General features: G+C 72.4%; 7 protein-coding genes. All 7 read right to left on the bottom strand.

The features are described from left to right. Positions 1–21: 21 nt before the first annotated feature. The 7 genes from CP981_RS27010 to glgX all read right to left on the bottom strand — a co-directional run bounded on the left by CP981_RS27010 (position 22) and on the right by glgX (position 14,584). On the bottom strand, positions 22–1,653 hold the full coding sequence (locus CP981_RS27010; protein ID WP_085922987.1) for a M4 family metallopeptidase: 1,632 nt from the start codon (positions 1,651–1,653) through the stop codon (positions 22–24). Between the two features lie 287 nt (positions 1,654–1,940). Continuing rightward, positions 1,941–4,220 carry a M4 family metallopeptidase gene (locus CP981_RS27015; RefSeq protein WP_085922988.1) on the bottom strand — a complete coding sequence of 760 codons (2,280 nt, stop codon included), beginning with the start codon at positions 4,218–4,220 and terminating at the stop codon, positions 1,941–1,943. 401 nt (positions 4,221–4,621) lie between these two features. Then, positions 4,622–6,457: an ABC transporter ATP-binding protein gene (locus CP981_RS27020; RefSeq protein WP_085922989.1), complete on the bottom strand. Its 1,836-nt coding sequence runs from the start codon at positions 6,455–6,457 to the stop codon at positions 4,622–4,624. Beyond that, on the bottom strand, positions 6,457–8,295 hold the full coding sequence (locus CP981_RS38825) for an ABC transporter transmembrane domain-containing protein (RefSeq protein ID WP_244330081.1): 1,839 nt from the start codon (positions 8,293–8,295) through the stop codon (positions 6,457–6,459). Before CP981_RS38825 ends, CP981_RS27020 begins: the two co-directional genes overlap by 1 nt. A gap of 152 nt (positions 8,296–8,447) precedes the next feature. Further along, positions 8,448–10,340, bottom strand: a complete 1,893-nt coding sequence (locus CP981_RS27035) for an ABC transporter ATP-binding protein (RefSeq protein ID WP_085922990.1) — start codon at positions 10,338–10,340, stop codon at positions 8,448–8,450. Next, positions 10,337–12,244, bottom strand: coding sequence for an ABC transporter ATP-binding protein (locus tag CP981_RS27040; RefSeq protein WP_085922991.1), 1,908 nt, complete (start codon positions 12,242–12,244; stop codon positions 10,337–10,339). Before CP981_RS27040 ends, CP981_RS27035 begins: the two co-directional genes overlap by 4 nt. 84 nt (positions 12,245–12,328) lie before the next feature. Continuing rightward, entirely contained in the window at positions 12,329–14,584 is a 2,256-nt protein-coding gene (gene glgX / locus CP981_RS27045; RefSeq protein WP_085922992.1) for a glycogen debranching protein GlgX, read from the bottom strand. Positions 14,585–14,822: the final 238 nt, after the last annotated feature.

Consider the following 14,822-nt stretch of genomic DNA (forward strand, 5'->3'; position numbering starts at 1 on the left):
AGCACGTTCCCGCACGTTGCGTCACTTGACGGCGACACCGGTCCAAGCGGCCTCGACGCCCTTGACCTCGGCGCTGCCGGCCTTGTACAGGTCGGTGGCGGCCTTGACGGTCGCCTCACGGGCGGCCTTGTAGTCCGTGTTCGAGGTCATGTACTCGGTCAGGGCCTTGAACCAGATCTTCTCGGCCTTGTCCCGGCCGATGCCCTCGACCTTCTTGCCGTCCGCCGTCGGGCTGTCGTACTTGACGCCACCGATCTCCTTCGCGCCGCTGCCCTCGGACAGCAGGTAGAAGAAGTGGTTGGCGACACCCGAGGAGTAGTGCGGGTCCAGGCCACCGGTCTTGGAGTCCCAGTTGTCCTGCGACTGACCGTCCTTGGACGGCTTGTCCATGTAGCGCAGCGGGGTACCGTCACCGTTGATGTCGATCTTCTCGCCGATGAGGTAGTCGCCCGGGTCCTTCTCGCTCTTGGCGAAGAACTCGGCCGAGGTCCCGAAGATGTCCGAGGTGCCCTCGTTGAGGCCGCCGGACTCACCGCTGTAGGTGAGGTTGGCGGTGGCGGAGGTGACACCGTGCGACATCTCGTGCGCGGCGACGTCCAGCGCGGTCAGCGGGGCCTTGTCGCCCTCGCCGTCGCCGTACGTCATGCAGAAGCAGTCGTCGTCCCAGAAGGCGTTGACGTAGCTCTTGCCGTAGTGCACGCGGGACGAGGCGCCCTTGCCGTCGCCCTTGATGCCGCTGCGGCCGTGCACGGTCTTGTAGTAGTCCCAGGTCACGGCCGCGCCGTAGTGCGCGTCGACGGCGGCGGTCTGCGGGTTGTCCGGCTTGCCGGTGCCCCACTTGTCGTCCTCGTCCGTGAAGGCCTTGCCGTCACCGGACTCGCCGTTCTCCAGGTTGGTGGTCTTGTGACCACCGCGCTCCTTGTCGGTCAGCGTGAAGCCGCTGCCCTCCTTGGAGGTGCCCAGGTCGACGCTGCCGCTGTACTCGCTCTCGCCCTTGCCGGTACGGATGTCGTCGTACTGGAACAGCTTCTTGCCGCTGTTGGCGTCGGTGATGACGTGCATCCGGCTCGGCGTGCCGTCCTTCTTCACGCCCTTGACGACGGTGTCGTAGGCGAGAGCCGGGGTGCCGGAGGCGGCCCAGACGACCTTCTTGGGCGCCTGCGCGTCGGCCTTCTTCGCGCTGAGCGACTTGACCGCGAGGCCCTGGGCCGACTTCGCGGCGGCCGTCGGGGCGATCTTCGCCGTGGTGGAGGCCACCTTGACCGACTTCTCGGTCGACTTGGTGGTGCTCTTGACCGCGCCGCCCTTGGCGGTGTGCACGATCAGGTCGCCGCCCAGCACCGGCAGGCCGGCGTAGGTGCGGTCGTAGCGGGTGTGCGTGGTGCCGTCGGCGTCCTTGATGACGTCCTTGACGACCAGCTTCTCCTGCGCGCCCAGGCCCAGTTCCTTGGCGGTCTGCGCCTTGGTCGCGCTCGCGTCGCGCAGCAGTTCCGCGCGGTGCGAGGCGGTGAGCTTGAGGGGCGAACCGTCCGCGGTGGGGGTCTGGGCGGGGGAGGCGCCGGCGGTACCAGCGGTGATGCCGGCGGCCACGAGGGCCGCGACGGCGAATGAGGTACCGATGACGCGGGTCTTACGGGATATGCGGGGGGTCACGCGTGCTCCTTCAACTTTGCCAAGTGGTGGGGGTGCAAAGCGATGCGGGTGTGACGTGCGTTCGGGAAGACTGCCATTCGAACGCGTGCATGTCAGGAGGGTGTTCGGGGATTGGCTGAAAATTGTCCGTAGAGAGGTGCGCGCCGTTCGCATAACGGAGCTGGGCGCCGCCCCCGGATATCAGGGGGCGACGCCCAACGCGCGTGCCTCGTGTGTCAGTTGTGCGGTGGCGTGATCTGTGACCCGCCTATGTCACACCTAGGTGACAGCTGAGTGCTGCCTCGCGGTCAGAAGGTCAGCTTCCAGCCGTTGATGTAACCCGTGTCCTGGGAGTAGACGTCCTGCACCCGCAGCTTCCAGGTGCCGCTCGCCTTCTCCGAGGAGGCGTTGACGGTGTACGTGGTCTTCACGTCCGCCGCCGAGTCGAACGCGCTGGCGTTCTTCAGCCGGTAGGCCGTGCCGTCCGGGGCGATCAGGTCCACGACCAGGTCACCGCGGTAGGTGTGCACGATGTCCACGCCGACCTTCAGCGTGCTCGGCGCGTTGCCGGTGCGGCCGACGTTGATCGGCGAGGTGACCGCCGAGCCCGCGTCCGGGATCTGCACATCGGCGGCGTTCTCGAAGACATTGCCGCCGCCGGCCGGGTTGACCGTCCAGGTGAAGGCGGCGGTGCCGGTCTTCTTCGCGGCGTCGGTGACCGTGACCGTCACATTGCTGGTCCCGGCCGTGGTCGGCGTACCGGAGATCAGACCGGTGGTGGCGTTGAGCGACAGCCCGGCGGGCAGCCCGGTCGCCGCGTACGACAGTGCGCCCGCGGTGCCGCTGGTCGCCTTGATCTGGAGGCTCGCCGCCTGGCCCACGGTGCCGGACTGGTTGCCCGGGTTGGTGACGGTGACGCCGCCGCCGTCCGGGACGCGGGAGCCGACGTTGACCGCCGCCCAGGTGTTGGCGACCGTGTTGTACGAGGCGCTGCCCTCACCGAACAGGTCGGCGGCGGCCTTGAGGGTGGCGGTGCGGGCGGCCGCGTAGTTGGTGTTGGCGCTCATGTACTGGCTGAGTGCCTTGAACCAGACCTTCTCGGCGTTGGCCCGGCCGATGCCCGGGACCGGCAGGTTGTCGGAGGTCGGGCTGTCGTAGTGGACGCCGCCGATGTCCTTCGGGCCGCTGCCCTCGGACAGCAGGTAGAAGAAGTGGTTGGCGACACCGGACGAGTAGTGCACGTCCTTGTTGCCGACGCCACTGGACCAGTAGTCGGCCGAGGCCCCGTCCTTGGACGGCTTGTCCATGTAGCGCAGCGGGGTGCCGTCGCCGTTGATGTCGATCTTCTCGCCGATGAGGTAGTCACCGGGGTCGGAGGTGTTGTTGGCGTAGAACTCCACCGCCGTGCCGAAGATGTCGGAGGTCGCCTCGTTCAGACCGCCGGACTCGCCGCTGTAGGTGAGGTTCGCGGTGGCCGCGGTGACACCGTGCGACATCTCGTGGCCGGCCACGTCGATGGCGGTCAGCGGGGCGGCGTTGCCGCTGCCGTCGCCGTACGTCATGCAGAAGCAGCCGTCGTCCCAGAAGGCGTTGACGTAGCTGTTGCCGTAGTGGACCCGGGAGTAGGCGCCGACGCCGTCGCCCTTGATGCCGCTGCGGCCGTGCACGTTCTTGTAGTAGTCCCAGGTCTCCTGGGCGCCGTAGGCCGCGTCGACACCGGCCGTCTGGGTGTTCTGCGGGGTGCCGTCGCCCCAGGTGTCGTCGGCGTCGGTGAACAGCGAACCGGTGCCGGACGACCCGTGCTTGAGGTCGTACGTCTTGTGGTTGCCGCGGGTGGCGTCGGTCATCGAGAAGTTGGGCGCCGAGCCCGAGGTCCCGATGGTGACCTTGCCGCTGTACTCGCTGTTGCCGATGCCGGTCTTGATCCCCTGGTATTCGAAGATCTTGGCGCCGGTCGTGGCGTCCGTGATGACGTGCAGCTGGCTGGGGGTGCCGTCGTCCTGGAGCCCGCCGACCACCGTCTCGTACGCCAGCAGCGGCTTGCCGTCGGCGACCCAGACCACCTTGCGGGGGGCCTTCGCGGCCTCGGTCTTCTCCGAACCGCGGGCCTGCGCCGCCTTGACGGCCTTCGCCTCGGCCGTGGCGGGCTTCACCTTCGCGGTGGTGCTCGCGACCTTCAGCTGGGAGCGCACGGCCTTGGTGACGCCCTTGAGCGTGCCGCCCTTGCTCTCGTGCACCACGAGGTCACCGCCGAGGACCGGCAGTCCGTCGTAGGTGCGCTCGTAGCGGGTGTGAACGGTGCCGTCGACATCCTTCGAGACGTCCTTGACGACCAGCTTTTCCTTCGCGCCGAGCTTCAGCTGCCGCGCGGTCTCGGCGGTGGTGGCGCCGGCTGCCCGTATCAGCTCCGCACGCTGGGACGGGGACAGCTTGGCCGGCAGGGCGCCGGGATCGGGGGTGGCATGCGTGCTGCCCGGCCGCGGGGCGGCCGCGGTGCCGGTACCGGCCTGAACGCCGACGGCCAGCATCGCCGTGACGGCGACGAGTGCACCGGTCGCGACGGCGCGTCCATGGGGGGTGCGTCTCACACTGACTCCTTCTGCGGTGGCCGCCACGTGACGATGCGGCCGAGGGGGACCGGGCGGCGAAGCGGCCGTCCGGGCAGAGCGAGGCAGAACTCTTGGAGCGTGTGGGGGGAGACGTACGTGAGGTGCTGGGTGTTTCGGGTGGAACGGATGGTGCGGGTGGAGCGGGTGGAGCTTCCGGCCGCGGGGAGTGGTGCTGTGGGGCCCGTGCGGCGGTTGCGGGGAAGAGTCCCACCGTCAGCGGCTTGTTGTCAGGCTCCGTTCAACTAATTGGCCGGAAACCGTCCGTTGCCCGAAATCGGTGTCCGGAAGCCGGACGGGGGGCTGAACGTCCGTACGGGCCGGGCCGGGCGCACCGGCCCGGACGGACGTCTCCTCCCGACGGTACGGCTATGGGGTAGCCCCTAGCTGTGCCATGAGTGCCACAGGGCGGCGTAGGCCCCGTTCGCCGCCACCAGGTCGTCATGGGTGCCGAGTTCGGTCAGCCGGCCCTCCTCCATGACGGCCACCCGGTCCGCGTCGTGGGCGGTGTGCAGACGGTGCGCGATGGCGATGACCGTACGGCCCGTCAGGACGGCGGCCAGGGCGCGTTCGGTGTGCCGGGCCGTCCGCGGGTCGAGCAGCGCGGTCGCCTCGTCCAGGATCACCGTGTGCGGATCCGCCAGCACCACACGGGCCAGGGCCAGTTGCTGGGACTGGGAACCGTCGGGGCGGTGGCCGCCGGCGCCCAGCTCGGTGTCCAGGCCGGCCGGCAGCTCCGCGGCCCAGTCGGCGCCCACGGCGGCCAGCGCGGCCCGCAGCGCGGCGTCCCCGGCGTCGGGCGCGGCGATCTGGAGGTTGTCCCGGAGGGTGCCCAGGAAGACATGGTGCTCCTGGGTGACGAGGACGACCTGGCGGCGCAGCGCTGCTGGCTCCAGCGCGGCGACCGGCACCCCGCCGACCGTCACCGAGCCGTGGCGCGGCGCGTCGATCCCGGCCAGCAGCCGACCCAGGGTGGACTTGCCGGCGCCCGAGGGGCCGACCACGGCGAGGCGTTCGCCGGGGCGGACGGTCAGGTCCACACCGTGCAGGACATCGCGGTCCGCGGCGGGGCTCCCGCCCGCGGCCCCGTAGGCGTAGTGGACGGCGGTGACCTCGATGCGGTCGTCGGCGGGGAGGGCGGGGGAGCGCTTCGCGGACGGGTGCGGGAGGAGGGCCGCGGGGGCGGTCCTCGTCCGCGGGGCCTGGCCCAGGCCCTCGACGCGGGCGAACGCGGCGCCGCTGCTCTGGAGTTGCTCGGCCCGGAACAGAATCGTCGCCAGCGGGTCGGACAGCTGCCGCAGATACAGCGCCGCGGTGATGACCACGCCCAGGCTGATCCCGCCATGCCCGTGCAGCGCCCCGCCGACCAGCAGCACGCCGACCACCGGGACGACATAGGCCACATCCACGGCCGGCAGCAGCACACTGCGCAGGAACAGCGTGCGGGTGCGGGTACGGCGGCAGTGCGCGACGGCCTGTTCGCTCGCCGCCGTCCGGCGCTCCTGGAGGCCCAGCGCCTCGACGGTCCGGGCACCCGCGGCGGTGGCCGCCAGCAGCTCGGCGAGCGCCGAGGTCGCCGCGCCCTCCGCCAGATACGCGCCGTGCGCCCGGCGCAGATACCAGCGGACCGCGAACACCCCGCTGAACACGCCCAGCCCGCACAGGCCGAGCAGCGGATCGAGCACCACCACCGCACCCAGCAGGAACAGCGCCTGCGCCGCGGCCACGCACACCTCCGGCACGGCGTCCCGCAGCGCCCGGGCGACCGAGGTGACATCGGAGGTCCCACGGGCGGTCAGATCGCCGGTGCCGGCCCGCTCCACGACGGCGGCCGGCAGCGCCAGCGCCCGGTCCACGTACTGCTCGCGGACCCGCGCCACGGTGCGCTCGCCGAAGCGGTGCCCGACATACCGGGCGTAGCGCGCCAGCAGCAACTGCGCCAGCCCGCACGCCAGGATGACCAGCGCCAGCCGGTCCACCGTGTGCACGCCGCCGCCGGACCGCACCGTGTCCACGATCCGGCCGAGCAGCCAGGGCCCGGCCAGACCGGCGCCGGCCGCCAGCGCGTTGAGCGCCAGCATCAGGGTGACGGCCCGGCCGTCCCGCCGGACCAGCCGGAGCGCCGCCCGCCGGGTCGTGGCCGGATCGGCCACCGGCAGCGCCGCACCGCCCGGCGGCGCGTTCCCGGACCGTCCGGGCCGGGTGGCGGTCGCCGTCATCACGCGTCCTCCTTGGTCACGGGGGCCTCGGGGCGGGGGTCCGCGCCGTCGGTCGTGTGGGTCACGTCCTCGCTGCTCGCGCCCGTGCTGCTCGCGCTCGTGGCGCTCTCGTCCGTGCCGTCCTCGTCCTCGCCGCGGGCCACCAGGCGGCGGTATCCGGGCTGTTCGGCCAGGAGCTGACGATGGCTGCCGACGGCGGCGACCCGGCCGTCGACGAGGAAGTACACCCGGTCGGCCCGGTCCAGCAGCAGGGGTGAGGTGCTGGTGACCACGGTCGTACGGCCCGCCCGTGCGTGGTGCAGCCGGGCCGCGACACCGGCCTCGGTGTGCGCGTCCACCGCCGAGGTCGGCTCCACCGCGAGCAGCACCTCGGGGTCGGCCAGCAGCGCCCGCACCAGGCGCAGCCGCTGCCGCTGCCCGCCGGAGAGATTGCGGCCCTGCGCCTCGACCGCCGAGTCGAGCCCGTCCGGCAGCCCACGGACGATGTCCTCGGCCAGGGCCGTCCGGACGGCCCGGCCGATCGCCTCCTCGGCCCGGTCCCGCCGCCCGCTCACCACCTCGCGCAGCGTCCCGGCGAACAGGTCGGCCTCGTTGTCCGCGACCAGGATCCGGTCGCGGACCTGCGGCAGCGGGATCTCGTCGAGACGTACCGCGCCCCAGGTGGCGGCCGAATCCGCGAACCGGCCCAGACGGTCGACCACTGCCGCCGACTCGCCCGGCCGGGCGGTGGCCAGCGCGGTCAGCAGACCGGGCACCACCTCGACACCCGACGCGGGATCCCGCAGCACGGACGCGGCCTCGGGGGCGTCCCCGGCCCCGCTCCCGGCCGCGTCTCCGGCCCTGCTCCCGGGCGTGCCCCCGGCCCTGCTCCCCGCCGCGTCCCCGGAGCCGTCCGCGGCCGCGCTCCCGGAGCCGTCCGCGGCCGCGCTCCCGGAGCCGTCCGCGGCCGCGCTCCCGGAGCCGTCCGCGGTATCCGGCTCCAGTCGCAGAAACCGGACCACCCGCCGGGCGGCGACCAGCCCGCGGGTGAGGTCGTAGCCGCCCTCGATGAAGAACGAGACCGGCACCACCAGCGCCGCCGCGTATCCGTAGACGGCCACCAACTCGCCGACGGTGATGGCGCCTTGGGCCGCCATCCTGGCCGCGAGCCAGGTCACCGCGGCCAGGAACAGCGTCGGCAGGCCGACCCCGAGGGCCTGCACCCAGCTCGTCACCGCACCGACCCGGTAGCCCTCGTCCCGCAGCTCCCGTGCCTCGCGCCGGTGACGGTCGGCGAACACCTCCTTGCCACCCAGACCGTTGAGCACCCGCAGCCCGCCGACCAGGTCCGTCAGCCGGGCCGCCAGCCCGCTCTGCCGTTCGCGGTAGCGCGACTCGGCCCCCTGTAACCACACCAGCAACGGCCCGACCAGCAGCGCGAGCAGCGGGACACCCAGCAGCACCACCCCGGCCAGCAGCGGCGAGACGGTCAGCAGCAGCACGGCGACGACCCCATAGGCCAGCACTCCGCCGACACCGGGCCCGGTCATCGTCAGCGTCTGGCTGATCACGCCGACATCGCCGATCCCGATCGTGACGACCTCCCCGGCCGTCACTTTGTGGGGCAGCGCGGCCCCCAGCCGCAGGGTGTGCGCCACGATGACCCGCACCGTGCGGAAGGTGGCGTCCATCCGGATCCTGGTCATGGTGCGATGCCGCATGACCGCCAGCCAGGCGTTCGCCACCCCGACCGCGAACAGCACCGCCACCCAGCCGAGCAGTACCGCCAGCCGGCCGGGCACCAGCCCCTCGTCGATGGCCCGGGACAGCACATAGGGCGGCAGCATCAGCCCGACCATCCACAGGCTCCCGTAGGTGGCGCCTGCCGCCACCCGCCCCCGCTGGCTGACCACCAGCCACCACACATAGCGTCCGGCACTGCGGTGGTCGGGGGTTCCCGGCCCCCGTGCGGTCTCGGTCCTCACTGCGCCCCCCTCGCGTCGTTGCCGCCCTACCCCACGCTGTCCCGCCATGCCTGGTGCAGCTGCGCGAACCGGCCCCGGGCGGCGATGAGTTCGTCCGGCGGGCCGTCCTCGACGATCCGGCCGCCGTCCATCACCAGGACCCGGTCGGCGATCTCGACGGTCGAGAGGCGGTGGGCGATCACCAGGGCCGTACGGCCCTCCAGGACAGTGTCCATCGCGCGCTGCACGGCGCGTTCGCCGGGTATGTCCAGGGAGCTGGTGGCCTCGTCGAGGATGAGCACGGCCGGGTCGGCGAGCAACGCCCTTGCGAAGCCCACCAGTTGGCGCTGGCCTGCGGAGATGCGGCCGCCGCGCTTGCGGACATCGGTGTCGTAGCCGTCCGGCAGGGCGGCGATGAAGTCATGGGCGCCCAGGGCCTTCGCGGCGCGCTCGATCTCCTCGCGGGTGGCGTCCGGGCGGCCGAGGGCGATGTTGTCGGCCACCGTGCCGGAGAACAGGAAGGCTTCCTGGGTGACCATGACGACGCCACGGCGCAGCGCGGCCGTCGACAGCTCGCGCAGATCGACCCCGTCGAGCAGCACCTGGCCCTCGGTGGGGTCGTAGAAGCGGGCCAGCAGCTTGGCGAGGGTCGACTTGCCCGCGCCCGTGGCACCCACCACGGCCACGGTCGACCCGGCCGCGAGGGTCAGATCGAAGCGGGGCAGCACCTCGCCGCCGGTGCGGTAGGCGAAACGGACCTCGCGGAAGGTGACCTCGCGGCCCGGCCGGCCGGCCACGACGGGCGGCAGTGTGGCCGATGCGGCCGGCTCCGGGACACCGGGGCGCCGGGCGAGCAGTCCGGCGATCTTCTGGAGGGAAGCAGCCGCGGACTCATAGGAGTTGAGGAACATCCCGAGCCGGTCGATGGGGTCGTACAGCCGGCGCAGATAGAGCACCGCGGCGGCGAGGACACCCAGCGCCAGGTCGCCCGTGGCCACGCGGGAGGCGCCCCACAGGACGATCGCGGCGACCGCGGCATTGGCCACCACCCGGGAGGCGACGACATAGCGCGCCATCTCCAAGAGCGTGTCGCCGTTGAGCCGTGCGTGCCGGTGGTTCAGCCGGGCGAAAGCGGCCTCGTTCGGGCGCTCGCGGCGGAACGCCTGCACCGGCCGGATGCCGTTGAGGGTCTCGGTGAACTTCACGATGACGGCCGCCATCGCCGTGGACTTCGCGCCGTAGGCCCGGTGCGAACGGTGCCGGAAGGAGCGGACGAGGAGGGCGAGCGGCGCGGCGGAGGCGAGGGCGGCGGCGCCCAGGCCCGCGTCCAGCCAGAGCAGGGTCACGGTGATGTAGACCGACGAGAGGAAGACCGTGATCAGCTCTTGCAGCCCCTCGTCGAGGAGTTCGCGCAGCGCCTCCACATCGGTGGTGGCACGGGAGATCAGCCGGCCGGACGTATAGCGCTCGTGGAAGTCCAGGCTCAGCGCCTGGCCGTGCCGGAAGATCCGGCCGCGCAGATCGAGCAGCACATCCTGGCTGACCCGCGCGCTGAACTCGATGAAGCCGAACTGGAGCCCGCCGGACGCCGCCGCGCACACCACCGCCGCCACCGCCACGGTGAGCAGCGGCCCGTGGTCGCCGGCCCGCAGCGCAGGCACCGCCCGGTCGAGCGCGTAGGCGACCAGCAGCGGCCCGGCCTGCACGGTGGCCTGCTGGAGCAGCAGCAGAACGGCCACCAGCCCGACGCGACGCCGGTGCGGGGCCAGCAGGGAGGCGAGGAGGGTACGCGCGGCCCCCTTGGGGGCGGGCAGGGCGTCGTGGGCGAGCGCGTCGGGGGCGGGGTCCGCGGGCTCCGGGGGCTCGGCGGCGGGCCGTGGCCGGGCGCCGGGGCGGTCCTCGGGGTCGTCGGACGGGCGGCCGGTCGTGGTCGTGGTCATCGGGCGCCCTCTCCGTCGCCGGACATCAGCGTGGCGTACTCGGGGTGGTCCCTGAGCAGTGCGTGGTGGGTGCCGACGGCGGTGATCCGGCCGCCGGACAGCAGGGCCACCCGGTCGGCGAGCAGGACCGTGGACGGCCGGTGGGCGACGACCAGGGCGGTGGTGGTCGCCAGCACCTGCCGCAGCGCCGCCTCCACCCGCGCCTCGGTGTGCACATCGAGGGCGGACAGCGGATCGTCGAGGATCAGGAAGCGCGGCCGGCCGACCACGGCACGGGCCAGGGCGAGCCGTTGCCGCTGCCCGCCGGACAGGCTCAGGCCCTGCTCACCGACCTGGGTGGCCGCGCCCTCGGGGAGGGCATCGACGAAGCCATCGGCCTGCGCCACCTCCAACGCCCGCCGGAGATCGCTCTCCTGGGCGCCCTCGCCGCCCATCAGGACGTTCTCCGCGGCGGTCGCCGAGAAGAGCGTCGGCTCCTCGAAGGCCATCGCGACCAGCGCACGGACCTCCCCCCGGCCGAGGGTCGCCAGATCGCGCCCGTCGAGGCTGATCCGGCCCGCGGTCGGGTCGTACAGCCGCGGCACCAGCGCCGTGAGCGTGGTCTTGCCGCTGCCCGTCGCCCCGACCAGCGCCATCGTCTCGCCGGGGTGGATGTGCAGGGTGATGTCCGTCAGCAGCGGCGGGGAGTCCGGCGGCGCGTCGGGGTAGCGGAACTGCACGCCGGAGAAGACCAGGCCGCCGGTGCGGGCGGGCTCGGGGGCGTGCCGTACCGGAGCGTTCTCCATCGGTGCGGCGGCCCGTACCGGTGCGTCCGCGGACGCTGCGTCCCGTGCCGCTGCGCCCCGGCCCGACGCCTCACCGGCCGCTGCGTCCCCTGCCGCGTCGTCCACCGCCGGCACGTCCAGGACCTCGAAGTACCGGTCGGTGGCTGCCGCCGCCTCGTTGCTCATGGCCAGCAGGAAGCCGATCGACTCCACCGGCCAGCGCAGCGCCAGGGCGGTGGACAGGAAGGCGACCAGGGTGCCAGCGGACAGTGCGCCGTCGGCCACCTGGAGGGTGCCGAGCACCAGCGCGCCACCGATCGCGATCTCCGGCAGGGTGGTGTTGCACCCCCAGATCCACGCCAGCAGCCGCGCCTTGCGGAGCTCGGACGTACGGAGCGCGCGGGTCAGCTTCCGGAAGGCCTCGGTCTGGCTGCGATGCCGCCCGAAGCCCTTGATGATGCGGATGCCGAGCACCGACTCCTCGACCACCGTCGTCAGATCGCCGAGCTGGTCCTGGGTCCGGCGGGCCGCGCGCCCGTACTTCGCCTCGAAGACGGAGCACAGCACCATCAGCGGTAGCACCGGCGCCAGCAGCACCAGCCCCAGCGACCACCGCTGGGCCAGCAGAAGCACCGCGCCCACCAGCAGGGTGACGCCGTTGACCAGCAGAAAGGTCAGCGGGAAGGCGAGGAACAACCGCAGGATCTGGAGATCGGTCGTGCCGCGCGACAACAACTGGCCCGAGGGCCAGCGGTCGTGGAAGGCGACCGGAAGCCGCTGAAGATGGCGGTAGAGCGCCTCCCGCATCGCCGCCTCGACCCCGGCCAGCGGACGCGCCACCAGCCAGCGCCGCAGCCCGAACAGCAGCGCCTCCGCGAGCCCGAGCAGCAGCAGACAGCCGCCGCCGAGCCACGCCCCGCCGGGGTCGCGCTCCGCCACCGGCCCGTCCACCAGCCACTTGAGCACCAGCGGAATGACCAGGCTGACGCAGGAGGCGAGCACCGCGACGAAGGCGGCCGTGAACAGCCGCGCCCGCACCGGCCGGGCGAACGGCCACAGGCGCACCAGCGAGCGCACGGCGGAGCGCCGGGGTAAGTCGGTCGGGTCGGTCCGGTTCGTCGTCTGCGCGGTATCAGCCATCACCCGCGAGCGTAAGGCGCGGCACTGACAACGCTCACCCGGATTTCGGCCGATGATCCGCGCCGTGCCGCCGCGCCGTATGCCTCAGTCCGGAACCGCCCGGAACAACAGCACCGACCGCCCGGCGAGCGTGATCGGCTCGCCCGCCGCGTACGGCGCCTCCGCCGCCCCCGGCTGGTCCTCCCGTGCGGTGTCGACGAGGAGTTCGTAGCCGCCGGCCCAGGGCGGCCCGGGGAGGGTGAACGGGCGCGGGCGGTCGCCGGCGTGGAGCACGGCGAGGAAGCTGTCGTCGACGATCCGGATGCCCCGGTCGTCGCGCTGGGAGATGTCGTTCCCGGAGAGGTACATGCCGAGCGTGGCGCCCGGGGTGTACCAGTCCTGTTCGGTCATCTCCGTCCCGTCCGCGGTGAACCAGGCGAGGTCGCGCAGACCGCCCTGCTGATGCGGCCGGCCGGAGAAGAACGCCCGGCGGCGCAGGACGGGGTGGGCGCGCCGCAGGGCGATGAGCCGGGTGGCGAGACCGGCCAGCGGGCGCCACTCCGGGTCCTCCAGGAGCGACCAGTCGAGCCAACTGGTCGCGTTGTCCTGGCAGTAGGCGTTGTTGTTGCCGTGCTGGGTGCGGCCCATCTCGTCACCGGCGACCAGCATCGGCACGCCCGTCGACAGCAGGAGCGTGGTCAGCAGGTTGCGCAGCTGGCGGTGGCGCAGCGCGCGGACCTCCTGGTCGTCGGTCTCGCCCTCGGCGCCGCAGTTCCAGGACCGGTTGTCGTGGGTGCCGTCGCGGTTGCCCTCGCCGTTGTCCGCGTTGCGTTTGTGCTCGTAGCTGACCAGGTCGCGCAGGGTGAAGCCGTCGTGTGCGGTGATGAAGTTGACCGAGGCGTACGGGCGGCGGCCGCCCCAGGCGTAGAGGTCGCTCGATCCGGAAAGCCGGTAGCCCAGATCGCGGACATCGTGCTGGGCGCCGCGCCAGAAGTCCCGGACGGTGTCGCGGTAGCGGTCGTTCCACTCCGTCCACAACGGCGGGAAGGCGCCGACCTGGTAGCCGCCGTTGCCCACGTCCCAGGGCTCGGCGATCAGTTTGACCCGGCGCAGCACCGGGTCCTGGGCGATCACGGCGAGGAACGGGGAGAGCATGTCGACGTCGTGCATCGAGCGGGCCAGTGCGGCCGCCAGGTCGAAGCGGAAGCCGTCCACCCCCATTTCGGTGACCCAGTAGCGCAGCGAATCGGTGATCAGCCGCAGTACCTGGGGCTGGACGACATGCAGGGTGTTGCCGCAGCCGGTGTAGTCGGCGTAGCGGCGGGCGTCGCCCGCCAGACGGTAGTAGCCGCGGTTGTCGATGCCCCGGAGGGAGAGCGTCGGGCCCAGTTCACCGGCCTCCGCGGTGTGGTTGTAGACGACGTCGAGGATCACCTCGATACCGGCGTCGTGCAGCGCCCGCACCATCCGCTTGAACTCGCCGACCTGCTGCCCCCGGGTACCGGTGGCGGCGTATCCGGCGTGCGGCGCGAAGTAGCCGAGGGAGTTGTAGCCCCAGTAGTTGCGCAGCCCCCGGCGCACCAGGTGGTCCTCGTGCGCGAACTGGTGCACCGGCAGCAGTTCGACGGCGGTGACCCCGAGCCGGACGAGGTGCTCCAGCGCCGCGGGGTGCGCCAGCCCGGCGTAGGTGCCGCGCAGCCGCTCCGGGATACCGGGGTGGCGCATCGTGAAACCGCGCACATGCAGCTCGTAGAGCACCGAATCCGGCCAGGGCGTCTTGGGCCGGCGGTCGTCCCGCCATTCGTCGGCACCGCCCTCGCCCCCGGTGTCGTCGCCGACCACGACGCCCTTGGGGACATACGGCGCCGAGTCCCGGTCGTCGCGCACGGTGTCGGCGACCTGCTGCTGCGGCCAGTCGCGGACGTGCCCGTACAGCTGGGCGGGCAGCGCGGCCCCCGTGCCGGACCCTTCCGTACGGGTGCCGAAGTCGCCGTCCACTGCTCTGGCGTACGGGTCGAGCAGCAGCTTCGCCGGATTCCAGCGGGCGCCGGACCAGGGGTCCCAGCGGCCGTGCACCCGGTAGCCGTAGCGCTGTCCGGGGCGGATACCGGGCAGGAAGCCGTGCCAGATCTCATGGGTGAGCTCGGTCAGCGCATGGCGCGTCTCGCGCTCCGCGTCGTCGAAGAGACACAGCTCGACCGCCTCGGCGCCGCCCGCCCACAGGGCGAAGTTGGTGCCGGCGATGCCATCGGGGCCGGTGCGGTAGCGGGCCCCCAGGGGAGTGGGGCTGCCGGGACGGATGTCCGCGGGTGGGGCGAGTGGTTCGTCCGCCACTGCCTCCTGCTCGGGTGCGCTCGACACGTGCCCGCCTCCTGCGGCTCATGGCTCGGTCGGGCGGTGGGTCCCGGCATGGCGGTGCCCACCAGCGTGCGCTGGGGAGTCCCGGCCGTGCAGGTGTCCGCCCTCCCCGTTGTTCTTCCCGCAACCGGGCGTTGCCTCACGCTTCCCGTGGGAAGGGCCTCGCACCGCTCCGTTCTGCCGATGACATCCCGTTACGCGGCATACGTCCCTATACGGGCATCATCCCGCACAATGCGGT

Origin of the sequence: Streptomyces platensis (assembly GCF_008704855.1) — a bacterium.
GTDB classification, from domain to species: Bacteria; Actinomycetota; Actinomycetes; order Streptomycetales; family Streptomycetaceae; genus Streptomyces; species Streptomyces platensis.

What these genes read in the sequence shown, in the direction of transcription:
- CP981_RS27020 (WP_085922989.1), bottom strand. Translation starts at nt 6,457, where the DNA reads ATGACGGCGACCGCCACCCGGCCCGGACGGTCCGGGAACGCGCCGCCG.
- CP981_RS38825 (WP_244330081.1), bottom strand. Translation starts at nt 8,295, where the DNA reads ATGGTCGGGCTGATGCTGCCGCCCTATGTGCTGTCCCGGGCCATCGAC.
- CP981_RS27035 (WP_085922990.1), bottom strand. Translation starts at nt 10,340, where the DNA reads ATGACCACGACCACGACCGGCCGCCCGTCCGACGACCCCGAGGACCGC.
- CP981_RS27040 (WP_085922991.1), bottom strand. Translation starts at nt 12,244, where the DNA reads ATGGCTGATACCGCGCAGACGACGAACCGGACCGACCCGACCGACTTA.